Below are 25,223 nucleotides of genomic sequence, written 5' to 3'. Positions count from 1 at the left end.
CATCATGCAGAAAAAAATCTTACTGGTCGGTGAGTCCTGGACCAGCACGTCAACGCACGTTAAAGGCTTCGACCAGTTTGCCACCGCCACCTGGCACACCGGCGCAACGGACTTTCTGGCCGCGCTCGCCGACAGTCCCTATGCCATTACCTATATGCCCGCCCACGCGGCGGCGACCGACTTTCCGCTGACGCTGGAAGCGCTGCAGGAGTGGGATGCGATTATTCTCTCGGACATTGGCGCCAATACGCTGCTGCTGCATCCGGACACCTGGCTGAAGAGCCGCCGAACCGCCAACCGTTTAACGCTCCTGCATGATTACGTGGCCGGCGGGGGGGCGCTGATGATGATCGGCGGCTATTACAGCTTCCAGGGAATCAACGGCGGCGCGCGCTACCGCCATACCGCGGTGGAGAAAGTGCTGCCGGTACGCTGCCTGGCCTGGGACGATCGCATTGAAACCCCGGAAGGCTGCTATGCCGAAGTGACGGAGTCTCACCCCCTGTTTAACGATATTCCGGGCGAATGGCCGTGGCTGCTGGGCTATAACGAAGTTGAAATGCACCCGGAAGGCAAACTGCTGGCGACCGTGGCCGGTACCGATCATCCGCTACTGGCTGTTCGCGAATATCAGCAGGGTCGCTCACTGGTGTGGACCAGCGACATGTCGGCGCACTGGCTGCCGGAAGAGTTTGCCAAATGGCCCGGCTATCGCCAGCTATGGATTAACTGCCTCGACTGGCTGACGGAACGCCGCTGATGACCACGCCCCTTGAGCTCGCCCGGCAGCTGCTGGGCTTTAACACCATCAACCCGCCGGGCAGCGAAGCCGACTGCATGCGGTTCTTCGCCGACTGGCTTGACGAGAGCGGTTTTGAGGTTTCGCTGTCGTCGTTCGGCGAGGGACGCTGCAATCTTATTGCCAGCCTGCCCGGGGCGAAGAGCGGTAAACCGCTGGCCTTTACCGGACATCTGGATACCGTCCCGCTGGGAAATGCCCGCTGGCAGTACGATCCTTTTGGCTCGCAGATGGAAGACGGGCGTCTTTATGGCCGCGGATCCAGCGATATGAAAGCGGCGATAGCGGCGTTTGCCGTCGCCTGCGTTCATCAGCGGGAAGCGATCCTCGCCGGACGCGGCGCGGTATTGCTGATAACCGGCGGAGAAGAGACCGGCTGCGACGGCGCGCGGGCGCTGATCGCCTCCGCAACGTTGCCGGAGGTGGGCGCGCTGATCGTCGGTGAACCCACCGCCAACTATCCGGTTATCGGCCATAAAGGCGCGCTCTGGCTACGCTGCGAAACGCGGGGGAAAACCGCCCACGGCGCGATGCCGGAGCTGGGGATCAATGCTATCTATCTTGCGGCGGATGCGCTGGGTAAGATTCAGCATTTTTCGCCAGGCGCGCCGCATCCGCTAATGAAGCAACCCACCCTCAACGTCGGACGCATAGAAGGCGGACTCAATATTAATTCCGTACCGGACCGCACGCGTTTTGATGTCGATATCCGCAGCGCGCCCAATTTACAGCACGCCACTATCCGGGAGCGCTTGACGACGCTGCTTGGCGAAAGCGTCACCGTCTCCACGCTGGTCGACCTGCCCGCCGTCCTCAGCCGGGAGGATCACGCGTGGATTAAGCAGGTTTACCAACGCTGTCAGCCGCTGCACGCTGAGCCGATTGCGCCGCGCGTGGTGCCCTACTTTACCGACGCCTCGCTGCTGCTGCCTGCATTGGGCGATCCGCCCTGTATTATTCTCGGCCCCGGCGAGCCGTCGATGGCGCATCAAACCGACGAGTACTGCCTGCTCAGCCGACTGGCGGAGGCAGAACAGCTATACGGTGACATTATTCGCGACTGGATGGCATCACCGCCCGCGACGAAAGTAAAAAATGAGTGACACTGTCACTGAAAGCGCGTGCCATGCATTCAGCGTTTGAATAATTTCGCGGAATAACAGAGGATAACCGCCTCGTACACGACGGTATCCCCACCAGCAAGGAGGCTTAGCATGTCCGTGAAAACCAACGCTGTGCTCGTTTGCACCCTCTCTTTACTTCTTTCCGCCTGCTCGGGTGGTGCTTCTGCGCCGGACAGCGCCGAAGACGCTAAAATATCGGCTGAAGTGGATAAGATACTTCGCGATTATCAAACGGGTTCCGATACTTCACCCCAGGCCAATGCCTCACGCTATCTGGCGCGGATCCAGGCGGCTATCTTCGCTAACATAGACCAGCCGGCCTCCTGGCAAGGGCAAAAATGCTCGGTGCGCTTTACGCTACAGCGTGACGGGACAGTGCAGGATCCGACGGTCGAGAGCGGCGATCGGCCATTCTGCGCGCAGGTGATGTCCGCGCTGAAAAAAGCCAACATCCCGCCCGCGCCGGACGAAAAAACCTATCAAACATTCAGTCATGTCGTGCTGGACGTGAAGCCCTGAGCTTGCCGGCAGAAATGGCCCCGGCCATCACCAGGGCCATTTCGAACAAGATAAGCTGACAGCCCTGTTTAACAGACGCTTTTTGGCGATCAGCGAGGAATGATTCAATAGTAACAGGCTGGCGAAAGCCTGTTTTTTTTCCATTCTTCAGGATCGTGGCCGGGTATGAATACCGCATGATATCGCTCGGTAAGCTGACGCAGCTTTCGCACTGACTGAGCGACATCAGTAGCAGACGTCATTAGCCCCGGGAGCGCCTTCTCATGGTAATGATCTAAGGTATAAGCCGCATCAATCGCTAGCGTAAAATTTGTACCACCCGGTAAGCGGATAAGAAAAGATTGATGGCCCGGTGAATGCCCTGGGGTGAAAATACACTGCAGCGTGCCATCACCGTAAAGGTCATAGTGATCATCGGACAACCCGTTCAGAAAAAGCCAGTTAAGTTGGGGACGATCGAAATCGCGTCGGCAATAGGCTCCTGACGTAAACCAGTCAGGGGCAAAGGCATATTCATACTCTTGCCTCTGGACAACATGCGTAGCATGGGGGAAGCGACCAATTGCTCCCGTATGATCAGAGTGCAAATGGGACAGGACCACATAGCGGATATCCTCAGGAGCAATGCCAATCCTCTTAAGTTGTTCCACACAGCCCTGTTCTTCTGACATCACCGGTTTAAACTGCTCTACAGCACTTCCCCAATAACCACTGGGATCTTTCAATCCTTCGACAGCCAGACCGCCGTCAATCAGCGTAAACCCATCCGGATGGGTCAGCAGAAACCAGGGAACAGGGATCTCATAATGCTCTCCCACGCCCTGATTCATCCGGATATGCTGATATCGACAATGCTGTGTTCCTGACTGGAACATGAAAAGCTTTATCTCTGGCATCATTATTTTCCACCAATAAATCAATTAAATAGATTGAAATTTAGCCTGACTCAGGCCTTGAGTCTGGATTTTTCATCATTTCGCAGGAAAGCAGTAGATGCCTGTCCCCACTTACATTTATCGGTAAAGCCAATATAATTGGTGAATGGATCTCTTCTCAGCAATGCGCATATTTATCAGGGTGGTTGAACGGGGCAGCATGTCGGCTGCAGCCCGTGATCTCGGCATTGGCCAGCCCGCCGTGAGTGAAAGAATAGAAAAACTGGAAGCACATCTTGGGACACGTTTGCTTAGGCGCAACACGCGTAACATGTCTCTAACGCACAGCGGTAACGTGTTTTACGAGCGAAGCAAAGCGGCCGTTCAGGCGGCAGAGCATGCTCTTTCTGTGAATGAGGAAAATCAGGGGCTGCAAGGCAAAATCCGTATTGCCGCGCCCTATTCCGCCGGAGAAAGCCTGCTGATGCCTGCATTGTTGCAGCTTCAGAACGAGCATCCGGAGCTGCAGGTCGATGTCATTTTTAACGACCGCGTCATCGATCCCGTCACCGAGGGGGTCGATTTATCACTGAGGTTAGGTGATGTCTCCGAAGGCTTTTTTGTCGCACGTCCGCTTGGCGCCGTGCGCAGAGTGCTAGTGGCCTCTCCGGCTCTGCTGGCGAAAATGGGTCATCCTGACACGCCGGAAGCGCTGACAGATTATCCATTTGCTGCTGTTTCCGGTGTATTCGCCAGTAATCGCATTCAATTGATCGCTTCCGAAGATCAACTCATTAATGTTCCCGTCAATATTCAATTTCAGTCCACGCACTGGCGGAGTGTCCTCTCCTGGTTATTAGCGGGACATGCCATTGGTGTTTTGCAAAGTCCGGTTTGCAGAAAAGAAATGGCAGACGGCGCGCTCATCCCCCTCTTAAGCCACTATCCGATCCCGCCATTTAGTGCCTGGTTGCTCCATCCACCAGCTGGGATGATGTCGTATGAAACGCGAATTTGTGCCTCCCTGCTGGAGGGCTATCTCAGAGATTTGTTGCTTGAGCCGGCCGGCTGAATAGAACAGCGCCTCCCTGGCGCGCTGAAGATGGCCTCTTGTTAATGACTCAATCTCTGATGCATGAAATCAATAAGCGCTCTTGTTTTTGCCGGCAAGTAACGCCGATCTGAATACAGAGCGAACAATTGCAAGGGGGCTGCCGATTGTTCAAATTCAATCTCGATTAACCGCCCATCATCAATATAGGGTTGGCAGGCTTGTTTCGACAGGATGGCAAAACCGGCACCTGAGATGGCCGCCCGCCCTGCCATCTCTCCGCTGTTGACCCGATAACGACCGTTAACCTTGATCGTCTCGAATCCGCCCTTTTTATTCACAAACTGCCAGGGAGCGCCTTTAAGCGCATTCACCGTTGTAATACAGGGTAACTCTTCAAATTGCTGTATTCGAGAAGGCGTGCCATAACGCTGGATGACGGAGGGGGCCGCAACGATGGTGCAAGGGATCGTCACCAGATGACGGGCGATGTAGTCACTGTCATCCATCTGACCACGGCTAACAATGACAGCTAAATCCAGATCATCTCGCAGGGATTCATAACCCGACAAATTTGTGACGCAACTTATCTCCAGGTCCGGATGCTGACAGGCGAAATCAGCAACAACAGAGCCCAGCAATACAGGACCGATTTCATTGGGAATACAGATACGTAATGGCCCCTTGAATTGCATTTGTCGCAACGTTAATTCGGTTTCAGTTTGCTCAAGTGCTTCCAGTAATGGCTTCGCCCGGGTATAGAGTAGATGCCCCGCCTGTGTGAGTTTCATATGTCGGGTACTGCGCTCAATGAGCTGAAGGTTCAGTTTGTCTTCTAACTGAGAAATGCAACGGCTCACATTTGATGTCGGCATTTCCAGGGCTTTCGATGCCCCGACAAAACTGTCTCGTTCCACCACAGCAATGAAGATTTTCAGCGCATTAAAGTCAAGAACTGGCCGCATCAACTATCCCACATATGATAATAATGAGTGCCATTTTTACCACCTAATCGACAAGTTTGATAGCAGTTAAGCTAGGATATCTTTCATCCACAGGTCGCTTGCTATGCCACTGGTCACCACAACATTTAATCAAAAGACGCTCATTCGGATTGCTATGGTAATCGCTTTTGTCCAGTTTACTAATGCGCTGGAATATATGATGTTCAGCCCTGTTTTTACATTTATGGCTGCAGATTTCGCTGTTCCCGTCACCTTCTCAGGCTATGTATCCGGTATGTACACATCTGGAGCCGTCCTGTCGGGAATTATCGCCTTTTACTGGGTTGACCGTTGCAATAAGAAACGTTTTTTAATCGCTAATATGGTACTGCTAGCCATGGCGACACTGTTGACGACATTGACCACCAGTTTTCCTCTTCTTCTTACATTGCGCTTTTTCGCAGGACTGGTTGGCGGTACGACAATGGGGGTGGGGATCACTATTTTGATAAACCACACGCCGGCTGACTTGCGAGGAAAAATGTTGGCGACGGTGATTGCGTCATTTTCGATGGTCAGCATCGTGGGGATGCCCGCTGTATTATTTTTGTGTACTCATTACGGTTGGCATGTCGCGTTGTGGTTAATCTGTACACTGTGTTGGTTGGCATTGCCACTGATCGTCTCCATCATCCCTCAGGATCCCGTCACTTTCGACACGTCCCACGCGCTGCCCCTCGATGTAGATACTTTACTGTTTGCTTCCGGTAATGCGCTGGTACAGTTTAGTCCAATGCTGATCATTCCTGTCCTGGCGCCATTAATGACGCAGCTGTTGGGGGCTTCTCAAGGTCTGCTGCCCTGGTTGTTCTTCGGCGGGGGCCTGGCGGGGTATCTGTCTACCAGAATGACAGGCGCATTAACCTCTCGTGTTTCTGCTTTGAGTTTGGCGACCGGGTCGACCCTCGTTTTTATCCTGAGCTTACTGATACCCCTGATGGGCTATCCGCATCCAGCGCTATTTATTACGTTATTTCTCGGCGCAGCTTACAGTCGTCTGGTGTCATCGTCGGCGGTGACGATTCAGTTTCCTGATAACAAGCAACGAGCGGGATTCTCTTCATTACAGACATCCATGATGTATCTGATGACAACTGCCGCATTTTTCCTGTCTGCTTTTTTGTTACCCGACCATCGCATGGCGCTACAAAATATGGACATGCTGTTGGCGGTATGTGCAATTACCGCATCAGGAACCCCAATTATTGTCATCGTTTTGCAAAAGAAACTGGCTAAACGTACGTTCGAGCCCGATCGTTTCACCACTGAGTAGAACAGGGCGCGCCCTGCCCTGGACATTTAAAACCCAGGTGTGGTCGCTAAATTGAGATGAGGGGCGTTATTTAGTACCTGGCGGGAAGCTTATGGATTTTGATGAGTCTTCCCTCCTCCATTTCGATAAAACCACCCGTTTTTAAATCCGCAAGAATACGCATGACACCGCTGCGAGACAGATGGGTTTTCTCGCGTATGTAGAGTTCTGCTGTGACTGCCGCGCGATAACTCTCATCTTCTTCTATGAGATTGAGCAACTGCTGGCGGATCATTTCATACGCGGTAGGAGCGCCCTGCGGCATCACGTTGTTGTATAGTCGGCCATACACAAACATCAGTTGCTTTGAGAGCAGTCCCCATAACGATTTTTCTTTAATAATGTCATTAACACGAGCGGTGGAGATCTCGCCAATCAGGCAGGGGTTTATGGTTTTGATATAGTCATCGAAGTAAATATCCGTCAGATTGGCAAGACCAAACACGGCGGGACTGCGTGCAGTGGACAGCATCATGTTATCGTTTCGGCGATAAACCGCTACGGTTCCCTCGAGGATCAAGTAACACACCCCCTGGCCGTTCACCTTGAAATCCAGTTGCTCCCCTCTTTCAGTTTTACGTGGTGTGCAATACGGCTGTAAGTGAGTAATCAGCTCTTGCGCGTAGGGTGAACCTTTGTGAGATCTTTCTGAAGAGGACATAACCGATAACCTTAATATTGACCTGTCTGATTATAGCGTGGCTTCCAGTCGCGGGTATCCTCATCGTCAGTATTTTCGAGGCAAGTGGTTGATATCAAGCAGTATACCCCGTTCCATGGTGATGTACTTCCCGGTTCGTAGCTCGGCCAAAATTCGCATAATCCCGCTCCGTGAAAGATAGGTTCGGCTCTTAATATAGGCTGCAGCCGTAATTTTTTGCCGTATCGCATCCGGCTCTTGCATGAGTTCAACAAGCTGAAAGCGGATGATGTCATAAGCTGACATCTGGGAGATTTGTGCGCAATGCTCATACACCCGGGAGGCCGTGTAAATGAGGAGTTTCGAAAAATGCTCCCACAGATCCAGTTGTGCCACGATGTGATTAAAACAATCCAGTGGCACACGGGCGATCTCTGACGTCTCCAGCGCTCTCACATAAAGATGCTCTGAGGAAAACTGACTACTGACGCCCAGAATAAACGGTGCTGATTCAGAATTTAAAACAATGCCATCGCCGCGACGGTGCAGCGCAACGCTACCTTGCAATAGCAAAAAGCACTGCCGGATATCATCTTTATAATAATGCACGACGTCACCTCTGCCGATCACGACTCTTTCTGCTGCTGGCAACACATGTTTTATCAATGCCTCAATGTGCCGGAATGGTTTTAATTCCAGAGCAAGTGATTTGTCATGGTTTTCCGGGGGGGTTAAGCGCGTGTTCATAAGCAGCCTCAATTCCTCAACTGTGATCGCTTTTTGTATCGTCCTGAAGAATTATCTTAAAAATTAAGAATCCACGGAATATTGAGTTGCAGTCTAAAAGTAGACCCGCCCAAAGACGCTCTCTAAGTTATTGATTTTTTAATCCATGAGGTGTCGGTCTAAAAATAGACTGAGCATTAACAATGCCAATAAATAAGCAATAAATGTTGAATATTCGTTAAATGAAAGTCTACAGGTAGACCCAGAAAATAATTGAGTTTAAGAAAATGATTAGATAAATTTTAGCCAGTCAGCAGAACAGTTCAGGGTTTTACCGTAATGAATTATGGCTGCCATGCTGCACAGTAAAATAAAGGCACCGGTATATAAAGAGTGTATACACTCCTCGGCACCCTATTGCCTGAATACGAGTGGTATACAAAGTTAATAAGGAAACAGAGTAATGAAAAAAAGTCTTATTTTAGTTGCATTGACCGCAACTGCAGCGCTGTCAACATCTCACGCTTTTGCTGCCGCTGGCACCGTAAATTTCGTTGGGAACATTCTGGATACTGCCTGTGAAGTCGACGTGGCATCGCAAAACCAGCAGGTTAACCTCGGTAATTTTTATAAAAGTGAATTTCCGAACAGTGGCACAAAAGCGGCTGCAAAAGATTTTAATATTGTGCTTAAAAACTGTCCAACCACGGTGACTTCAACAAAAGTACGCTTTGATGGCACCCCCGATCTGACCAACCCTAACCTGCTGGCTATTGATACCTCAGCCTCCAGTGCGGCGTCAGGGGTGGCGATTAACCTGATGACTGCCGATAAAGTCGATCTGCCTTTGCACGGTGAGAACAGCTATAACTACGTGCTTAGCAGCACCCAGGACAATACGCTGAAATTCTATGCGCAATATATCTCCACCACGGCATCAGTAACGCCGGGTACGGCCAACTCCGTTGCTAACTTCTCCATTGTATATAACTGATTTTCTGTTCAGAAAACCTGATGGGGTCGATACGGCCCCATGTTTTAGAGGTCTAAAATGAATGTTCTTCGCAGTATCTTGCTCACCACCACGATAATGAGTATTGGCTTATCTTTTGCTCAGGCGGGTGTCGTTATTGGTGGCACGCGCGTCATTTTTGATGGTAATAAAAAAGAAGCTTCTATTAGCATAAACAACCCGGATAACACCCCCTATCTTATCCAGTCATGGATTGAAACGCCGGGTGATGGGGTCGGGAAGGCACCTTTTATTATTACCCCACCGTTATATCGACTGAATAATGGGCAACAAAACGTCGAGCGCATTGTTGCCACCGGCACATTACCTCAGGATAAAGAGAGTCTGTTTTGGCTTAATATAAAAGCTATACCCTCCGCATCTCAAGTTGACAATACGCTGCAAATTGCCATTAAAACCCGAATTAAACTCATCTACCGGCCGGCGACGATGAAAGGCGCCGCCCCTGAAGAACAGGCAGATAAATTACGCTGGCAACGCGTAGGGAATAAAATACAGGTAAACAATCCGACTCAGCATGTCATGAATTTTAATGAAATCTCGCTTGCAGGTAAAAGAGTGCCTGATGTCAGTTATGTATTACCCGGCAGTACGGCGATGTTTGATTTACCCTCCGGCGTTACGGGCGGGCCAGTGACATTCAAAATTATCAATGACTATGGCAGTCCCGGGGCAGAACACAAAGCCAGTCTGTAGGCTGGCGAAAAGACACTGAGTGGGATTTATGATGATGGCAATGGAATATATAAAAGTACGATCTCCACGGTTGGCATTGTTGATAACCATCGCGCTCTTCGGTAATACACAAAATAGCTATAGTCGCGATTTTTTTAACCCAGAGCTGGTTGAACTGGATAATCCAGGGACAGAAAGAGTCGATCTTTCAGGTTTTGAATCTGGTGCGCAAGCCCCCGGGAATTATCATGTTGATGTCGTCCTGGACGATCAGTTAGTCGATACTCGCGATATCATGTTTGTTTTGCTGAAAGAACCTGGCGGTGATGAAAAATTAGTCCCCTGTTTATCCATTGAGCAATTAGCAAGCTGGGGAGTCAAGACTGGACTTTTTCCTGCGTTAAAGGGAGAAACCTCCTGTGCGAACCTGTCCGCCATTCCTCAGGCCAGTACAGATTTCCAGTTTGCCATGCAGCGTCTGGTATTGAGCATTCCGCAAGCGGCAATCTCAGCGCAAGCTCGTGGATCGGTGCCACCGGATCGCTGGGATGAAGGGATTAACGCCGCCCTGCTTAACTACAGTCTGAGTGGGGCGAATAACTGGGCCAAAAATAACAACAGCAGCAACAGTGATAGCCAGTATGCCAACCTGCGTCCGGGAGTAAACATCGGCCCCTGGAGGTTAAGAAATTACACCACCTGGTCGCGAGATTCACAGGGCCACGATGCCTGGGACACGGTTTATACCTATGCACAACGTACGATAATCCCGTTAAAGTCGCAGCTCACACTGGGTGACAGTTCTGCCCCGGCAGATGTTTTCGACAGTATGCCTTTCCGGGGAGGACAACTTGCTTCCGATGATGACATGCTGCCCGACTCCCTTAAGGGCTATGCCCCTGTGGTGCGTGGTATCGCCCGGACCAATGCCCAGGTGATCATCCGCCAGAATGGCTATCAGATTTACCAGAGCTTTGTGGCGCCGGGCGCGTTTGAAATTACGGACATGTATCCTACCGGCGGCGCCGGCGATCTTGATGTCACGATTAAAGAGGCTGATGGTAGTGAGCAGCACTTTAGCGTGCCATTTGCCTCACTTCCCGTATTACAGCGTGAAGGCCGAATAAAATATGCGTTAACGGGCGGCCAATATCGTTCGTACAACGGCAGCGTGGATAAGACACCCTTTGGCCAGATGAGCGTTATTCTCGGCTTGCCCTACGGGTTCACGTTTTACGGTGGATTGCAGGAGTCGAGTAAATATCAGTCGCTTGCCGCGGGCGTGGGTAAAAACATGGGTGGCTTTGGCGCTATCTCCAGCGACATCACCCAGGGCTGGTCCACGCCGTACAATATGCCGAAATCCAACGGTCAATCCTGGCGGGCTCGATACAGTAAAAACTTTGCTTCAACAGGCACTAACTTTGCGATTGCCGGCTACCGCTATTCGACCAGCGGCTACTATGACATGCAGGAGGTCCTTGATTCTTATGGTGACAGTAATGCGCTCCAGGATAGACGCCGAAACCGTGCGGAGCTGACGTTGAGCCAGGGGTTGGGAGATAATCTGGGATCGTTGATGCTGAACGCCTCGCATGAAGATTACTGGAATTCAGGTAAGGCGATGGAATCCTGGAGCGTTGGGTATCACAACTACTGGCACAGTATCAGTTACGGTCTGACATGGACCCTGAGCAGGAATGGTAGTACGGGATCGTACAGCGCTCACCAGAGCGACGGTAAAAACCAGATGCAGGCACTAAATATCAGCATCCCGCTGGAAAAACTCTTGCCGCAGACATGGGCAAACTATGGCATGAATGCCAGCAAGCATAACGGTACGACACACAGCGTTGGGTTGAATGGCGTTGCGATGCCGAATAATGCGCTTAACTGGAATATTCAACAGGGTTACGGCACTCACGACGTGGCCTATACCGGCAATATAAATGGTGATTATCGAGGCACCTATGGCGAACTGACGGCCGGGTACAGCTATGACAAAAATACCGACCGTCTGAATTATGGGATTCAGGGAGGCGTGGTTGCGCATGCCAATGGCGTGACGTTCTCTCAGCCACTGGGTGAAACCAACGTGCTGATTGCTGCCCCCGGGGCTGCCGGTGTAGGAATCCAGAATATGACCGGCGCGACAACCGATTATCGCGGATACACGCTTGCCTCTAACTTAATGCCTTATCGCAAAAATGATGTGTCATTAATCACTGAAACATTGCCGGCTAACGTTGAGTTAGAACAAACGGTCAAAACCGTGGTCCCGACGCGTGGCGCGATTGTCAGGGCGAACTATCTGGCAAGCGTAGGCGTTCGCATGTTGATGAGCTTGACCCAGCAAAACGGCCAGTCGGTACCGTTTGGTGCAATTGCCAGCATTGAAGGTGCAGAACACAGCAGCTTTATCGTTGGCGAAAGCGGTCAGGTGTATTTGACGGGCCTGGATCCCCAGGTCAACCTGACCGTGAAATGGGGAAATCAATCCGCAAACACCTGCAGGGTGCATTACTCGATTAACATGACGAAGCTGAATAACGATGTGATTATCGATAATGCTGTTTGCCGTTAACGTTGAACTGAATTTTAAAATCAGGTGCATAGATATGCGACTTTTCCGATCTGCATTATTAATGCTGGCTTTGTTGTTTCCATTAAGTGGCTTCTGCTGTGACTATAGTTATATTGGCTCTCCCTATTCAGTGGATTATGGCAATATTATTGTGCAGCGTGACGCACCCGTTGGGCAAGCGATCAGCAATGAGATATATGGTACCTTAGCGCATGCATATACCTGCCTCGCAACCGCAAACGAAGGGTCAAGTGCAGGGATGAAAAGTGGTGCCCTTCCCTATTTCGCAACGTATGGTTCCCGGCGTGTATATAAAACGAACTTGCCTGGCGTGGGGATTTCTTTGGGTTTTTATAAAAACACCAAAGCAGGCCAGACGACTTATTCCAGCACGAGTTATATTGGTGGGGATAATTATGCAACATTCAGTTGGTCATCAAACGCTGGGGATCTGGATATCAATGATTTCCAGCCAATTATACAATTCTGGAAGATCGGCGATATTACATCTGGTTCGGTGACGGGGCAACTGGCATCGTTTGTCGCCTATACCATGCAAAACCGAGGTGGAGAAATGGCGCCTGAAATTCCCGTCAATGCGGGAGCTGGAACGATCACCCAGGTGGCATGTGCGGTAAAAACGTCGAATATTTTATTTGAACTGGGGGACATCTTGGTTAGTGAATTCGGCTCTGCGGTAGGCACAACGCCCGCTAATGCGCAGAAGACGCAGAATCTCATTCTGGACTGCGATGCCGGAGCCAATATTAACGTCATGCTCACCGGGCCACAAAATCCCGACGTCAGCGATAATACCGTGCTGGCATTAACCGGTCAGGGCAGCGCAGGCGTCGCCCGTGGGGTTGGCGTGCAGCTGGTTTATAACAATACTCCCCTCACCCTTGGCAATAATCTGGTTTTGAAGAGAACCACGGGTGGCCAGGAGATGTTCCCATTAACAGCACGCTATTATCAGACCAATACAACGGTAACCACCGGCATCGCAAACGCGTCCGCAACGCTGAGCCTTACCTATCAATAAGGACTGTCAAATGAAAATGAATATACCAGTCTTGCTGATGGCATGCGCAACAGCATTACCTGCGCTGTCGGCAGATAATGTAGATATTAAAGTCACAGGCCGTATTATCGCAGCACCCTGCGTTTTTAACGGTGGAAATTCAAATATGAATATCGATCTTGGTAATATCCAGGCAACAAATATGTTCACACCTGGATCTTCGTCCGATCCGGTTTCTTTTAACCTGCTATTTACCAGCTGTCCGCCGGGTACGCTGAGTGTGACGACCCGTTTTAGCGGAACGCCTGACCCGGAAGCGGGCATGAATTATTACCAAAACAGCGGCACGGCTACCCGCGTGGCGATTGCTATGTCTGATGCCACTACGGGTGTGTTAATGGGCAGTGGATCCAGCATCACCCAAAATATTGCCGCAGACAGAACGGCGAAGATGCCGATGAAAGCGATGGTCACTTCTGTGGCAGGAAGACCGACACCAGGTTCCATTCGCGCCGTCGTCGTTTTGACAATGCAGTACAACTGACTGGCCGCTGGCTATAGAGGATCCTATGCGCGCTAGTCGTTTTCCTTTTCAGGGAACTAACCGGGTGATAGTACATACTGCATCTATTACCCACATTCAGGAGAGCTATTATGTTTCGGTATGGTAAATGGTTAATATTGTAATAAAAGAGCCGGATACCCTCTTTCAGCGTGGACTGACCTTTTTATTTAGTGATTTCTTTTCCCAACACAATACCAAAGTTGATTTCAATTTTAACTTTACGTCGGAAAGTGTGAAGGTAGCGGACGTTATTGTGCTGGCATTATGTCCAGGAGAGTGTTTTATTTGCTGTCCTGAACTGCAGGAGCGAAAAAAAGGGATTGTGATTGGCGTTGTTGATGATGATATGCGTGTTACGGCTTTACCTTCTTGTTTTCAGGATATTATCTTTATTTCTCGTCGGGATTCCGTCACGCGGTTACGTACAGCATTGCACGGTGCCTGGCACCGGCTACAGCAGACAAATACGCGACAGTCATCCATGTCCTGTTGTGATTGCCAGCCCACCAGGCTGTCTCCACAGCAGATCCGCATCATGACCTGTTTATATGAGGGGATGTCGGTCCAGCAAATTGCAGACGAACTCATGATTAGTGAGAAAACGGTCTATGCGCATAAATATATGGTCATGAGAAAATTTAACTTACGCAACGATTATGAGCTAATGCTCCTGCTCAATAAACTGACCAAAAATTGCGCCTGGCCAGGTGGCTTTATAAATATATAACTCAATGATAGCAAAGGTGATAAAAACAACTGATACAGGGGCATACGCCCCTGCGTGACTACCGGCGGCTCATGGCCAGCTTCGCGGCAAATAGCAGAAACATGCAGCCGGTTGTCCGGTCCATCCATTTCACCACGGCTGGTTTTTTCAGGATGCCGGCGGCATAGCGAGTGGCGGTAATCAGCGTTAATGACCACAGCGTCCCAATCAATACATGGATGGTGACCAGGAGAAAGGTCCAGCTGACGGGTGAATGCCCGGCGGGGATAAACTGGGGCAAAAACGAAACGTAGAAGACGCCCATTTTGGGGTTAAGCACATTCCCCAGCATCCCACGCAGGAACCAGTTACTCGTGGAATCTGATTCGGCCGGGTGGGTGTTAAATTGCTGGCGTGGTCGCAGGAGCAACTGGATGCCCAGCCAGCAAAGGTATCCTGCTCCGCACCATTTCAATAAGGTATAAGCCAACTCAGAAACCGCCAGTAGCGCACCTAAACCAAAGGCCACCAGCGCGCCCCAGATAAAGCATCCAAGATCAATGCCTAACGCGGCATGTAAGGCTTTGCGTCCCCCTTCAGCGGTCGCCGTGCGGAGGATAAGAGCAGTATCAAGACCTGGCGTCAGGGTAAGCAGTGTGGCAGCGAGGGTGTAAGCAAGAAGTGAATCAGTGACGAGCATTTCCTGTCTCCGAAAGAGACAAGGCTACTGAAGCGTTCACATTTTTGCAACAAGAATGATGAGCCATTCAACATGGATGGCGTCCGCCTGGATAACGGGAAGTCCCCTATGAGGCTCTCTATCCAACGCATACAACAACCGGATCTGTTGCCACCAATGGATCCGGTTGCCATCTGCCAGAGCGGAGAAGGCAACTTAACGGATGCTTGCCCTTTTAGCATTTAAAATTCTGTTAGCGCCATCAACAAACCCTTCACCACCTGGAAATTGACTTATCCAGCGCGGCAAGGATGGTATAACTTGCGCTATGTCATTAATCGTGTTCATCCCCAACGTTTTGCTGTAGTAGCTGAACATGGGGGCATCATTGAGCGAATCACCACTGTAGAAAACCGATGCCTGTTCATCTGATTCTTCCAATGCGTAAAAATGCTTTAACACCTTTCTGCTCATGACGAGTTTGTCATACCCCCCTAACCACCCCAGTACCCATAGATTATTAATGGTATAACTGCATTTATTTTCCGCTAATTCGTCAATGAGCTGTCTGGTCTGCTCATGATTTCTGGGAAGTTTGAAAGCAATACTCGTCAGGCGAAAATCCTGATCGTCAGACACTTCAACCCAGGGGTATTTCTGGCGAATTTTGAGAAGAATGTGGCTGATTTTTTCTCGATTGAGAAGATATTTGTCTTCATGCCAGAAGTACCTATTAATACCATGTTCGATGTTATTTCTGGTAAGAAATAATCCTCCATTTTCAGCGATGACCCCATCAACTGGCCACATTCTTGCCATCTGGTCGGCCCACCCGGCAGAGGCCGCCGTTACTGGAATAACCTTGATGCCAGCCTGTTGTAGCATTTCCAGACTCTGATAGGTTCGGGCCTGCAGCCTGCCCTTATAAGTCAGCGTTTCATCCATATCAGTTAAAACAAAACGAATATTCTGTAGCTCTTCATTCTTAACGTTATCAATTAAATTCATAACTCCCCCATGCTGGTGATATTAATGACTTTATTGATAAACGTTAATATCGAATTGGCATTTGATATTCTTTATTAATTCGATAAATTTGACCTCATCACTGAGCGAAGACAGTTCGCCAGGGCATTATCGGACCGAAGATAAATTTATTGTTCCGTACTACTTCGAAGCCTTGCGCTTCCCCGTGCCATTGGCCCCCCGCTTATCGCTTCAACTCGTCCTGCCACAGCGGGGATGACGCCAGCTGCTGGCATACCGCGTCGATAAATACCCGGGTCTTGGCGGGAACCAGCGTGCCGGGCGGCATCAGGGTATAAACGCTAACCCGCGCCGCGCTGCGCCAGTCGGGCAGCACGCGGACCAGTTCCCCGCACTGTACCGCCTGATTAACCATCCATCCCGGCAGCAGTGCGATCCCGGTTGCGCGAATGACCGCCGTCAGCAGCGCTTCACTGATATTGGTGGTGAGGGGGCCAGCTGGCGTCACCTGGATATGCTCCCGACCATTCTCGAGGATCCAGTAGGGCCAGTCCGGATGGTGGGTAAAGCCGAGACACCGATGGGCAGCCAGTTGCTCAGGATGAGTCGGTTCACCGTAGCGTTGCAGATAGGCCGGCGAAGCAATCAACTGGCTGCGAAATGCCCCAAGCTCGCGCCCGGTTAAGGTACTGTCCCGCACGTTTCCCAGGCGGATCACCGCATCAAACCCCTCCGCGACAATATCGACCCGTCGATCGAGAAAATGGGCATCAAGACGAATATCCGGATACGCCTGCAGGAAATCAGGAAACATCGGGGCAATCAGCTCCCGGCCAAAGGTCACCGGCAGTGAGACCCGCAACGTTCCCTGCGGGGTGGCAGCAAAGTCTCCTACTTCCCGGCTGGCGGCGCTGAGCTCATCCAGCGCCGTGCGGGCGCGCTGCAAAAACCAGGTTCCGGCTTCAGTCAGCGTTACGCTACGGGTGGTACGCACCAGCAACCGGACACCCAGTTTTTTCTCAAGGTGGCTGACCCGGCGGGAAATCACCGATGCATCCCGCTCCAGCCTGAGGCTGGCCCCGATAAAACTCCCTGCCTCAGCCACACAGACAAACGCCATCAGCTCATCAAAATCATCGAACATGATTCCTGCACCCTGCACATTAATCATTTGCAAATAAGGCTGATTATCAGCGATCTGTTGGTCTATTAACATAGCGGCTCTTCAACCTACAGTGAGAGCAGCCTATGAAAACGTTTTTGAGTATTGGGTCCGGTCCTGGGATGGGAATGGCGACGGCCTCACGATTTGCCGGTGAGGGATTCCGGGTAATACTGTCTTCTCGCAATAAAAGCAATGTGGCGGCGCAGGCCGACCAGTTGAGAGCGGCTGGATTTGCCGCGGAAGGCCGTGTGGCGGACGCCAGCGATATCACCAGTATCGCGGAACTCATTCGTGAGGTAGAGGTGGAAACCGGCGGTGTGGATGTGCTGCATTTCAACGCCGCGGCCATGCATGACGGTAATCTTGATACCCAGTCGGTGGCAGGCTTCATTCAGGATCTCACCACCAATATTGGCGCGGTATATGCGGCCATCAAAGCGGTCACTCCGCGGATGGCCGCGCGTGGAGAAGGCGCGATCCTGCTGACTGGCGGGATGTTTGCCACTCAGCCCCACCCGGAGTATCTGACGTTGAGCATCGGCAAAGCCGGGCTGCTTAACCTGACGCATGGCCTTTTCCCGGTATTGAAAGCGCAAAATATTCATCTTTCCATCGTGACGGTGGGGGCCTACGTCACGCCGGGTTCCGCCGAAGCCCGGGAGATTGCCGATCTGTTCTGGCAGCAATACCGCCAGCCATCCGCGCAATGGACAGCGGAAGCGTTTTATCCCGTCCCACACCATCAGTAACCCTCCCCGGCCGTCGCCAGGCGTCCGGGAGCCATCGCCCGGACGTGCGGAAGAAACGTCATCCATCGCTTGCTTTCCCTGTCACCTCGGATCAGGATACGACGATATTCATGGAGGCTATGTGATGAAATATTTTATCGGTATGGCGGTGACGTTATTGTTGAGCACGCCGGTGCTGGCGGCGGGCGAGCTTGAGATTAACCAGTCTCCCCTGACGCTGGTGTTGAGCGATCAGAATCAGGCACGGGTCTCTTCCTGTGCCGATTTCATTGCGCTGCGTAAAGCGGGAGAGACCGTCGATGCGCTGCCCGGGCTTTCCGACCCGGATGGCCGTGCGGCGGAAGCGGCGTTATTCTCCTGCTGGCTACAGGCCTACACCATCGATCATACGTTATTCCCCTCTGCTGCGCCGAAACCAACCCTGGCTGAGGTGGTTCAGCACTTTCCTGCCAGCGCGGCGTTTATCGTCAGCGATGACGAAAACCAGGACGTCGCCAAAAACTATGTGGGGAAAACCATCGCCGACTATACCCCGGACCTGAAAGCCAGGGACGATCGTCTGGAATCAGCGGCCAGCGCCAGCGGTTATGTGCTGGATGAGTATTATGCGTTTACCGATAAGCAAGGGCATCAGCTCAACATTGTCGCTCTGGTGGGCTACGCCATCGGCGGTACGGCAAGCGTGAAAAGCTACTATCGCATCGATGACACGCACGCCCGCGTCTGGAGCGTCACCCTGCTCGATGAGAACAGCCCGTTATAAGCGAGGGTTCCCTCTGCGGAGCTACCGCAGAGGATGTTCCGTTTACCTGGTAAGCCACTGACGCCAGCCGCCCCAGGCAGTGATTTCCGTGGCCTCCCCCAGCCCGGCGGCTTCGCAAATAAAGCCCGTCACCCATCGGCCGTCGGCCAGCTCAACCTGTCCCAGCCCCAGCGGCGCGGGAATAGCGGCCAGCAGCGACCCCACCTCGGCGCTGGGTATCTCCCAGACTTCCACCGCTATCGCCGCGCCGTCGCGCTCGTCACGCACCATCGCCGGGCGCTTGCCATCCGCGAGCGCGTACAAACGATAGCGTGGCGCGCTGTGGGTCGCCTGCAGCAACCGACCGCCCCGCGCCAGCAATTGACCGTTTAAGGGCAGACCGGCCAGATGCGCACCGCATACCGCCAGTGCCATCCGGTCATGGCCTGCGGAATGCGCAGGCGGCGGGCTCTCCAGCCGCGCGCCGCCTGCCAGCGGCAGCCGCTCCGCGCGCTGGAAGGCGTCGGCCAGGCTCAGCAAATACTGATCGGTAAACGCCCGGCCAAACAGCGTGACGCCGGAGGGCAATCCGTCAGGCATAAACCCGCACGGCACACTCACCGCCGCATAGTCCAGCAGGTTCATAAAGTTGGTGTAGTAGCCCAGATCGGCGTTGCGGGCGATCGGCTCCGCCGCCAGCTCGTCGAGCGTCACCGGGCGCGGAAAGGTTGGCGTCAGCACGCAGTCCAGCGTATCAAGGATGGCATCGCACTGCGCTTTATACCCCTGCAGCTGATACATCGCCTTAAAGGTCGCCGTCGCGTCGATAGCAGGCGCTTTCGCCAGCACGTCGCGAATCACCGGCAGCACGGCATCCGGCTGCTGCTCAATCAGCGGCCCGGCCACCGCATAGCGTTCAGCAACCCACGGTCCGTCATACAGCAGGCGGGCGGCGGCCAGAAATGGCGCGAAATCGATCGCTACCGGCACGCCGCCGAGCGCCGTCAGCCGCTGCACGGCCTGGGCGAACAGCGCTTCGCTGGCGCGGCAACCGAGGAAGTTCAGCGTCTGCGGAACGCCAAAGCGAAACCCGGCGGACGGCCTGCCAAAGGCCTGCCGGCTGTTCCACTGGGGATTGCGGCGGCTGTAGCTATCCTGCGGATCGGTCCGGGCAACCAGCGCCAGCAGTTGGCTGGCCTCGTCGGCGGTAGCGCTGAAAAAGGTCACACAGTCCAGCGTGCGACAGGCAGGGACGACCCCGGCGGTGGAGATCACCCCTTTCGTCGCTTTCAGCCCCACCAGGTTATTCAGCCCGGCCGGAACGCGACCGCTGCCGGCGGTGTCGGTCCCCAGCGCGAAGCTGGCGACACCCAGGGCTACCGCCAGCGTGGAGCCGGCGCTGGAGCCACCGGAGGGGTAAGCCGGGTGGTACGCGTTGCGGCAACGTCCGTACGGCGAACGGGTTCCGTTCAGGCCGGTGGCAAACTGGTCGAGATTGGTTTTGCCCACCGGCACGGCTCCCAGCGCAATCAGCTGCGCGACAATGGTCGCGCTTTGCGTCGGCCGGTATGCAAACGCCGGGCAGGCAGCGGTCGTGACGATCTCCGCAAGGTCAATATTGTCTTTGATCGCGAACGGCACGCCGTACAGCGGAAGCGTCTCTGGCGAATGGCCTTCCAGCGCCGCGAGAAACGGCGCCTGCTCCGCTTCGCTCAGGAGATGGATAAACAGATTAAATTCGGGATTCAGCGTTTCCGCCCGCTGGCGGATCGCCGCCAACAGCGCCCGCGGCGTGGTGTTGCCGTTACGATAGTTCGCCGCCAGGGTCGCCAGGCGTAAATCAAACGTCTGCTGCATCATGCCTTCTCCTCAATAATCACTGCCACCCGTTGCCCGGCACGCACCGCGCTGCCTGGCTGCACATTGACCTGCTGAACCCTGCCATCGCACGGCGCCAGCAGCGGGATCTCCATTTTCATCGACTCAAGCACCACCAGCACATCACCGGCGCGTACCTGGCGGCCCACCGCGGTCTGTACCTGCCACAGATTACCGGATACCGGGCTTTCCACCCCCTGCTCGCCCGGCTGCAGCGGCGCATCGCCCGCTTCTTCTGCGGCGCTCTCCTGGCTGTCGAAATGGGCCTGGCCGCTGGCGATCCAGCGATCGCGTTCGGCGTTAAACGCCCGCTGCTGATGGTCGCGAAACGCGTCAATGCTCTGCGTCTCGCGAGCGAGAAATTGCTGGTATTCCGCCAGCCGCAGCGTGCTGTGTTCGATGCGCAGCGGATAGCGACCGAGCGGGAAATCGCGGCGAATCTCCAGCAGTTCATCGGCCGAAACCGGATAGAAACGCAGCTGATCGAAAAAGCGCAGCAGCCACGGCTTGCCGGCAAAATCGGCCACCTCGTGATAGCGATTCCACATCTGCAGAGTGCGGCCGACAAACTGATAGCCGCCCGGGCCTTCCATGCCGTAGACGCACAGATACGCCCCGCCGATGCCCACCGAGTTTTCCGCCGTCCAGGTTCGCGCCGGGTTGTACTTGGTGGTGACCAGCCGATGGCGCGGATCAAGGGGCGTGGCCACCGGCGCGCCGAGATAGACATCGCCGAGGCCCATCACCAGATAGCTGGCGTCAAACACCGTGTTCCATACGGCCTGCTCATCCGGCAGATCGTTTATCCGGCGAATAAACTCGAGGTTGCTTGGGCACCACGGGGCGTCCGGGCGGACGGTGGTCATATATTTGTCGATCGCCTTGCGGCAGGCCGGATCGTCCCAGGAGAGCGGGAGATGCACGACCCGCGTTGGAACCTGCAGATCATCGCTCATGCAGACCGTGGCCCACTCCCCGCTGACCCACGCCAGCAGGGTCTCCAGCGCCAGCGTTTCCGGCTGGAAATGCAGCTGCAGCGAGCGGATCCCCGGCGTGATATCGATGATCCCTTCCCGGGCTTGCCCTTCAAGGGCCTGCATCAGGGCATGGATGCGAAAGCGCAGCACCAGATCCAGCTCCGCCTCACCGGCCTCCAGCAGCAGATGGGTATCACCGGAGAGGCGCGCCACCAGGCGTTTGTCGGCGTCACCGCAGGTCATCACCACCGGCGAGGTGAGCGGCGCAGGCTGCCAGGCAACGTCCTGCGCCTGCAGGGTCGCCAGCTCCGCGCGACGACCTGCCGCCAGCCGCCGGGCGGTGGGGACGTCCACCGCCACAAAGCGCACTTTATCCCCCGCCTTAAGCTGGCCCAGTTGCCAGAGATCGGCTTCGATAACCGTGACCGGGCAGACGAAGCCTCCGAGGCTTGGGCCGTCCGGCCCGAGGATCACCGGCATATCGCCGGTAAAATCCACGGCCCCCACGGCATAGGGGTTGTCATGAATATTCGACGGGTGCAGCCCGGCTTCGCCGCCGCTGTCACGGGTCCAGACCGGCTTAGGCCCGATCAGGCGCACGCCGGTGCGGCTGGAGTTAAAATGCACTTCCCAGTCGGTGGCAAAAAAGGTCGCCATATACGCCGGGGCAAAGAACTCCGGCGCGCCGTGGGGACCATAAATCACCCGCAGCGTACGGACGTCCGTCAGCGCGGTGCGCAGCCCTGCGGGAAGCGCCGCGCCTTCCCCTGTCTCAGCCAAAGGCGCAAGATGCAGCACGTCGCCAGCGCGTAGCGCCCGTCCGCCGTGGCCGCCAAACTGGCCGAGGGTAAAGGTGCTTTTACTGCCCAGGTAGTCCGGCACCTGAATACCGCCGCGCAGGCAGAGATAGCTTCTGACGCCTGGTCCGTTTATTGCCCCCAGCCTGAGGGTCGCTCCCGCCGGAATAGTGAATACGCAGTTCATGTCCTGCCCGGCGCCATCGAGCGTGACGGTGAGCGGCGCGCCGCAGATCACCGCCTGTACGGCGGTATTAAATTTCAGGGTGGGTCCGCTAAGGGTGATCTCCAGCGCGGCGTCGCCCTCGGCATTGCCCAGCAGACGGTTGCCCAGGCGCAGCGCCCGGTCATCCATCGGGCCCGAAGGCGGGACGCCCACCGCCCAGTACCCCAGACGTCCCGGATAGTCCTGGACGCTGGTCTGGGTGCCGGCGCTCAGAACCTCCACGGTATCGGCCCGGTAGCGCAATTGCTCCAGGCAGCGGGTCCAGGGTTCTCCGGCGGTAAACGGTGCAAAGCCGAGGATCTGCTGCAGGTATAAGCGGTTGGTTTCGACGCCATACAGGCGGGTCTCCGCCAGGGCCTGCGCCAGGCCGGCGATTGCCTCATCGCGGCTGGGGCGCCAGACGATAGCTTTCGCCAGCAAGGGGTCGAAAAACGGCGGCACTTCACATCCGGCTTCCACCCAGCGGTCGATGCGCAGCGTGGCGCCGTCCGCCGGCGGAAACCAGACGTCGGTTAACAGTCCAGGCGAAGGCTGAAACTGGCGGCCAGGATCTTCGGCGTAAATTCGCGCCTGAATGGCATGGCCCCGGGGCTGTAGCCCGGCGGCCAGCTCGCTCAGCGGCGGTAAATCCCCTGCGGCCAGGGCGATCATCCAGCGTACCAGATCCACGCCCCACACCTGCTCCGTCACGCCGTGCTCCACCTGCAGGCGGGTATTGACCTCAAGGAAATAGAAGCGCTGCGCCGCGCTGTCGTAGACAAACTCCACCGTCCCGGCGCTTCGGTAGTTCACCGCTTTCCCGAGAGCAATGGCCGCGCTACACAGCGCCTGCGCCATCCCTTCCGGCAGATTCGGCGCCGGGGTCTCTTCAATCACTTTCTGGTTACGCCGCTGCAGCGAGCAGTCGCGCACGCCGAGGGCGATAACCTCCCCCTCACCGTCGCCGAAGATCTGCACCTCCAGGTGACGGGCGCGTTCGATATATTTTTCGAGAAACACCCCGGCGTCGCTGAAGTTGTTTTGCCCCAGTCGCTGCACCGTGGCAAACGCCTCGCTCAGTTCGCGGGCGTCGCGGCAGACGCGCATGCCAATTCCCCCGCCGCCCGCCGTACTCTTGAGCATCACCGGGTAGCCCACCGCCTCGGCCGCCCGGCAGGCTTCCTCGCTGTCGGCCAGCAGTTCACTGCCTTCCAGCAGCGGCACGCCCTCCGCTTTCGCCAGCGCGCGAGCGGTATGTTTCAGGCCAAAGGTACGCAGCTGTTGCGGGGTCGGGCCAACAAACGCCAGTCCCGCCGCCTCACAGGCTTCGGCGAAGGCGGCGTTTTCCGACAGAAAGCCGTAGCCGGGATGGATAGCGCGGGCGCCGCTCTGCAGCGCGGCGGCAATGATCTTCTCTACCACCAGATAAGTTTGCGCTGCCGGGCCCTCGCCAAGGCTGAGCGCTTCATCCGCTTCGCGGACGTGCAGACTGCTCAGGTCGGCTTCGGCGTAAACGGCAACCCCCTTCACCTGCATGGCGCGCAGGGTACGTAAAATGCGGCAGGCTATCGCCCCGCGGTTGGCAATCAGTAAGGTATCAAACATAAGCGGAACTCACAGCGTAGCGGGTCGTCCCGCAACAATTCGTCTTTCCCTGAGGTCGTCCCCGGGGGAACCGGCGCTTAAACGTGGCGCGTCGGCGTGTGATTCAGGCGGTCGGCGCGAACGGCGAACAGCCGAAAGGCCAGCAAACGCCAGCGCTGCCAGCGGGTCAGTTCCATACCAGCACCTCGGCGGGGGTCGGGTTCCAGCCATTGCAGGGATTGTTGAGCTGCGGACAGTTGGAGATCAGCACCATGGCGTTACACTCCGCGCGCAGTTCAACGTATTTTCCTGCCGCCGAGATGCCGTCCGCAAAGGTCAGACCGCCCTCCGGCGTCACCGGCACGTTCATAAAGAAGTTAATGTTGGCGCCGATATCGCGCTTATGCAGGCGGCCATCGTGCAGACAGGCGCAGAGAAAATTGTCCCGGCAGCTGTGCATATAGCGCTTGTCGAGGGCGTAGCGCACGGTGTTGCTCTCCTGGGCGCAAGCGCCGCCGAGGGTATCGTGCCGCCCGCAGGTATCGGCCACGATGGTCATCAGCGGATGGCCGAGGTTGGAATAGAGCACGCTGCCGGCGGTCAGGTAAGCGTTCCCCTGGCGACGCAGCGTGCGCTGCGCATCGTAGCGCTCGCGCGGGTTGTCGGCGTTGTAAAACAGGGTATCAATCGCCTGATTGCCTTCGAGATCAAGCAGGCGCAGGGTTTGCCCTTTTTTAACCTCAAACAGCCAGGGTTCCCCGGCCGGGATCACATGGCGATAGACGGCCTCTTCCGGGCGTCGGTTACTGGTGATAACGGTCATGAA

General features: G+C 54.7%; 23 protein-coding genes. 13 read left to right on the top strand and 10 right to left on the bottom strand.

Annotated elements, in window-relative coordinates:
• Positions 1-4: 4 nt before the first annotated feature.
• From SP68_RS12620 to tolA, 3 genes are all read left to right on the top strand, one after another.
• The gene (locus tag SP68_RS12620) at positions 5-760 is read left to right on the top strand and encodes a glutamine amidotransferase (protein ID WP_032733042.1); all 756 of its coding nucleotides are present in this window, start codon (positions 5-7) and stop codon (positions 758-760) included.
• Positions 760-1,902, top strand: coding sequence for a M20 family metallopeptidase (locus SP68_RS12615; RefSeq protein ID WP_032733043.1), 1,143 nt, complete (start codon positions 760-762; stop codon positions 1,900-1,902). Before SP68_RS12620 ends, SP68_RS12615 begins: the two co-directional genes overlap by 1 nt.
• A 111-nt stretch (positions 1,903-2,013) precedes the next feature.
• Positions 2,014-2,442: a cell envelope integrity protein TolA gene (gene tolA / locus SP68_RS12610; RefSeq protein ID WP_008804864.1), complete on the top strand. Its 429-nt coding sequence runs from the start codon at positions 2,014-2,016 to the stop codon at positions 2,440-2,442.
• A 104-nt stretch (positions 2,443-2,546) separates the two neighbouring features.
• On the opposite strand, the gene ahlK is transcribed toward tolA, so the two are convergent.
• Complete coding sequence (gene ahlK, locus SP68_RS12605) at positions 2,547-3,341, bottom strand: N-acyl homoserine lactonase AhlK (protein ID WP_162499967.1); 795 nt, start codon at positions 3,339-3,341, stop codon at positions 2,547-2,549.
• 160 nt (positions 3,342-3,501) lie between these two features.
• On the opposite strand from ahlK, the gene SP68_RS12600 reads away from it, so the two are divergent.
• The gene (locus SP68_RS12600) at positions 3,502-4,389 is read left to right on the top strand and encodes a LysR family transcriptional regulator (RefSeq protein ID WP_040968511.1); all 888 of its coding nucleotides are present in this window, start codon (positions 3,502-3,504) and stop codon (positions 4,387-4,389) included.
• Positions 4,390-4,430: 41 nt separating this feature from the next.
• Here the strand turns inward: SP68_RS12600 and SP68_RS12595 are convergent, their stop codons facing one another.
• Positions 4,431-5,333 (bottom strand): LysR family transcriptional regulator, encoded by a 903-nt coding sequence (locus SP68_RS12595; RefSeq protein WP_016161050.1) that lies wholly within the window; start codon positions 5,331-5,333, stop codon positions 4,431-4,433.
• Between the two features lie 103 nt (positions 5,334-5,436).
• Here SP68_RS12595 and SP68_RS12590 point away from each other — a divergent pair, with 103 nt between their 5' ends.
• Entirely contained in the window at positions 5,437-6,645 is a 1,209-nt protein-coding gene (locus tag SP68_RS12590; protein WP_040968512.1) for an MFS transporter, read from the top strand.
• 70 nt (positions 6,646-6,715) lie between these two features.
• Here SP68_RS12590 and SP68_RS12585 read toward each other — a convergent pair whose 3' ends face one another.
• Positions 6,716-7,345 (bottom strand): helix-turn-helix domain-containing protein, encoded by a 630-nt coding sequence (locus tag SP68_RS12585; protein WP_022065814.1) that lies wholly within the window; start codon positions 7,343-7,345, stop codon positions 6,716-6,718.
• Between the two features lie 66 nt (positions 7,346-7,411).
• Positions 7,412-8,071 carry a winged helix-turn-helix transcriptional regulator gene (locus SP68_RS12580; RefSeq protein ID WP_022065813.1) on the bottom strand — a complete coding sequence of 220 codons (660 nt, stop codon included), beginning with the start codon at positions 8,069-8,071 and terminating at the stop codon, positions 7,412-7,414.
• A 442-nt stretch (positions 8,072-8,513) separates the two neighbouring features.
• Here SP68_RS12580 and SP68_RS12575 point away from each other — a divergent pair, with 442 nt between their 5' ends.
• The 6 genes from SP68_RS12575 to SP68_RS12550 all read left to right on the top strand — a co-directional run bounded on the left by SP68_RS12575 (position 8,514) and on the right by SP68_RS12550 (position 14,655).
• Positions 8,514-9,044: a fimbrial protein gene (locus tag SP68_RS12575; protein ID WP_008804859.1), complete on the top strand. Its 531-nt coding sequence runs from the start codon at positions 8,514-8,516 to the stop codon at positions 9,042-9,044.
• Between the two features lie 57 nt (positions 9,045-9,101).
• Positions 9,102-9,779, top strand: coding sequence for a fimbrial biogenesis chaperone (locus SP68_RS12570; RefSeq protein ID WP_012968212.1), 678 nt, complete (start codon positions 9,102-9,104; stop codon positions 9,777-9,779).
• A 28-nt stretch (positions 9,780-9,807) separates the two neighbouring features.
• Positions 9,808-12,342: a fimbria/pilus outer membrane usher protein gene (locus tag SP68_RS12565; protein ID WP_077269398.1), complete on the top strand. Its 2,535-nt coding sequence runs from the start codon at positions 9,808-9,810 to the stop codon at positions 12,340-12,342.
• 34 nt (positions 12,343-12,376) lie between these two features.
• On the top strand, positions 12,377-13,384 hold the full coding sequence (locus SP68_RS12560; RefSeq protein WP_040968513.1) for a fimbrial protein: 1,008 nt from the start codon (positions 12,377-12,379) through the stop codon (positions 13,382-13,384).
• A gap of 10 nt (positions 13,385-13,394) precedes the next feature.
• Positions 13,395-13,907 (top strand): fimbrial protein, encoded by a 513-nt coding sequence (locus tag SP68_RS12555; protein WP_040968514.1) that lies wholly within the window; start codon positions 13,395-13,397, stop codon positions 13,905-13,907.
• A 127-nt stretch (positions 13,908-14,034) separates the two neighbouring features.
• On the top strand, positions 14,035-14,655 hold the full coding sequence (locus SP68_RS12550; RefSeq protein WP_040968515.1) for a helix-turn-helix transcriptional regulator: 621 nt from the start codon (positions 14,035-14,037) through the stop codon (positions 14,653-14,655).
• Positions 14,656-14,713: 58 nt separating this feature from the next.
• On the opposite strand, the gene SP68_RS12545 is transcribed toward SP68_RS12550, so the two are convergent.
• From SP68_RS12545 to SP68_RS12535, 3 genes are all read right to left on the bottom strand, one after another.
• On the bottom strand, positions 14,714-15,334 hold the full coding sequence (locus tag SP68_RS12545; protein ID WP_040968516.1) for a LysE family translocator: 621 nt from the start codon (positions 15,332-15,334) through the stop codon (positions 14,714-14,716).
• 195 nt (positions 15,335-15,529) lie between these two features.
• Positions 15,530-16,321: an HAD-IIB family hydrolase gene (locus tag SP68_RS12540; protein ID WP_022065807.1), complete on the bottom strand. Its 792-nt coding sequence runs from the start codon at positions 16,319-16,321 to the stop codon at positions 15,530-15,532.
• Between the two features lie 202 nt (positions 16,322-16,523).
• On the bottom strand, positions 16,524-17,444 hold the full coding sequence (locus tag SP68_RS12535) for a LysR family transcriptional regulator (protein WP_040968517.1): 921 nt from the start codon (positions 17,442-17,444) through the stop codon (positions 16,524-16,526).
• Positions 17,445-17,548: 104 nt separating this feature from the next.
• Here SP68_RS12535 and SP68_RS12530 point away from each other — a divergent pair, with 104 nt between their 5' ends.
• Positions 17,549-18,214 carry an SDR family NAD(P)-dependent oxidoreductase gene (locus tag SP68_RS12530; protein WP_040968518.1) on the top strand — a complete coding sequence of 222 codons (666 nt, stop codon included), beginning with the start codon at positions 17,549-17,551 and terminating at the stop codon, positions 18,212-18,214.
• Between the two features lie 124 nt (positions 18,215-18,338).
• The gene (locus SP68_RS12525; RefSeq protein WP_032730404.1) at positions 18,339-18,977 is read left to right on the top strand and encodes a hypothetical protein; all 639 of its coding nucleotides are present in this window, start codon (positions 18,339-18,341) and stop codon (positions 18,975-18,977) included.
• A 42-nt stretch (positions 18,978-19,019) separates the two neighbouring features.
• Here the strand turns inward: SP68_RS12525 and atzF are convergent, their stop codons facing one another.
• The 3 genes from atzF to SP68_RS12510 all read right to left on the bottom strand — a co-directional run bounded on the left by atzF (position 19,020) and on the right by SP68_RS12510 (position 25,220).
• Entirely contained in the window at positions 19,020-20,816 is a 1,797-nt protein-coding gene (atzF, locus tag SP68_RS12520; RefSeq protein WP_040968519.1) for an allophanate hydrolase, read from the bottom strand.
• Positions 20,813-24,418: an urea carboxylase gene (gene uca / locus SP68_RS12515; RefSeq protein ID WP_040968520.1), complete on the bottom strand. Its 3,606-nt coding sequence runs from the start codon at positions 24,416-24,418 to the stop codon at positions 20,813-20,815. The genes atzF and uca overlap by 4 nt, the downstream gene beginning before the upstream one ends.
• Before the next feature lie 166 nt (positions 24,419-24,584).
• Complete coding sequence (locus SP68_RS12510) at positions 24,585-25,220, bottom strand: urea amidolyase associated protein UAAP2 (protein ID WP_008804848.1); 636 nt, start codon at positions 25,218-25,220, stop codon at positions 24,585-24,587.
• Between the last annotated feature and the right edge of the window lie 3 nt (positions 25,221-25,223).

This window comes from Klebsiella variicola, assembly GCF_000828055.2.
GTDB classification, from domain to species: domain Bacteria; phylum Pseudomonadota; class Gammaproteobacteria; order Enterobacterales; family Enterobacteriaceae; genus Klebsiella; species Klebsiella variicola.
Note: the sequence above shows the minus strand (reverse complement) of the source record. Positions and strands in the feature narration are given on the sequence as shown.

Excerpts from the sequence above, each read along its gene's own strand:
- SP68_RS12590 (WP_040968512.1), top strand. The coding sequence starts at position 5,437 with ATGCCACTGGTCACCACAACATTTAATCAAAAGACGCTCATTCGGATT.
- SP68_RS12600 (WP_040968511.1), top strand. The coding sequence starts at position 3,502 with ATGCGCATATTTATCAGGGTGGTTGAACGGGGCAGCATGTCGGCTGCA.
- uca (WP_040968520.1), bottom strand. The coding sequence starts at position 24,418 with ATGTTTGATACCTTACTGATTGCCAACCGCGGGGCGATAGCCTGCCGC.
- SP68_RS12555 (WP_040968514.1), top strand. The coding sequence starts at position 13,395 with ATGAAAATGAATATACCAGTCTTGCTGATGGCATGCGCAACAGCATTA.
- SP68_RS12585 (WP_022065814.1), bottom strand. The coding sequence starts at position 7,345 with ATGTCCTCTTCAGAAAGATCTCACAAAGGTTCACCCTACGCGCAAGAG.
- ahlK (WP_162499967.1), bottom strand. The coding sequence starts at position 3,341 with ATGATGCCAGAGATAAAGCTTTTCATGTTCCAGTCAGGAACACAGCAT.
- SP68_RS12510 (WP_008804848.1), bottom strand. The coding sequence starts at position 25,220 with ATGACCGTTATCACCAGTAACCGACGCCCGGAAGAGGCCGTCTATCGC.
- SP68_RS12545 (WP_040968516.1), bottom strand. The coding sequence starts at position 15,334 with ATGCTCGTCACTGATTCACTTCTTGCTTACACCCTCGCTGCCACACTG.
- SP68_RS12620 (WP_032733042.1), top strand. The coding sequence starts at position 5 with ATGCAGAAAAAAATCTTACTGGTCGGTGAGTCCTGGACCAGCACGTCA.
- SP68_RS12550 (WP_040968515.1), top strand. The coding sequence starts at position 14,035 with ATGGTTAATATTGTAATAAAAGAGCCGGATACCCTCTTTCAGCGTGGA.
- SP68_RS12560 (WP_040968513.1), top strand. The coding sequence starts at position 12,377 with ATGCGACTTTTCCGATCTGCATTATTAATGCTGGCTTTGTTGTTTCCA.
- SP68_RS12535 (WP_040968517.1), bottom strand. The coding sequence starts at position 17,444 with ATGTTCGATGATTTTGATGAGCTGATGGCGTTTGTCTGTGTGGCTGAG.
- SP68_RS12525 (WP_032730404.1), top strand. The coding sequence starts at position 18,339 with ATGAAATATTTTATCGGTATGGCGGTGACGTTATTGTTGAGCACGCCG.
- SP68_RS12595 (WP_016161050.1), bottom strand. The coding sequence starts at position 5,333 with ATGCGGCCAGTTCTTGACTTTAATGCGCTGAAAATCTTCATTGCTGTG.
- SP68_RS12570 (WP_012968212.1), top strand. The coding sequence starts at position 9,102 with ATGAATGTTCTTCGCAGTATCTTGCTCACCACCACGATAATGAGTATT.
- tolA (WP_008804864.1), top strand. The coding sequence starts at position 2,014 with ATGTCCGTGAAAACCAACGCTGTGCTCGTTTGCACCCTCTCTTTACTT.
- SP68_RS12580 (WP_022065813.1), bottom strand. The coding sequence starts at position 8,071 with ATGAACACGCGCTTAACCCCCCCGGAAAACCATGACAAATCACTTGCT.
- SP68_RS12615 (WP_032733043.1), top strand. The coding sequence starts at position 760 with ATGACCACGCCCCTTGAGCTCGCCCGGCAGCTGCTGGGCTTTAACACC.
- SP68_RS12575 (WP_008804859.1), top strand. The coding sequence starts at position 8,514 with ATGAAAAAAAGTCTTATTTTAGTTGCATTGACCGCAACTGCAGCGCTG.
- atzF (WP_040968519.1), bottom strand. The coding sequence starts at position 20,816 with ATGATGCAGCAGACGTTTGATTTACGCCTGGCGACCCTGGCGGCGAAC.
- SP68_RS12540 (WP_022065807.1), bottom strand. The coding sequence starts at position 16,321 with ATGAATTTAATTGATAACGTTAAGAATGAAGAGCTACAGAATATTCGT.
- SP68_RS12530 (WP_040968518.1), top strand. The coding sequence starts at position 17,549 with ATGAAAACGTTTTTGAGTATTGGGTCCGGTCCTGGGATGGGAATGGCG.
- SP68_RS12565 (WP_077269398.1), top strand. The coding sequence starts at position 9,808 with ATGATGATGGCAATGGAATATATAAAAGTACGATCTCCACGGTTGGCA.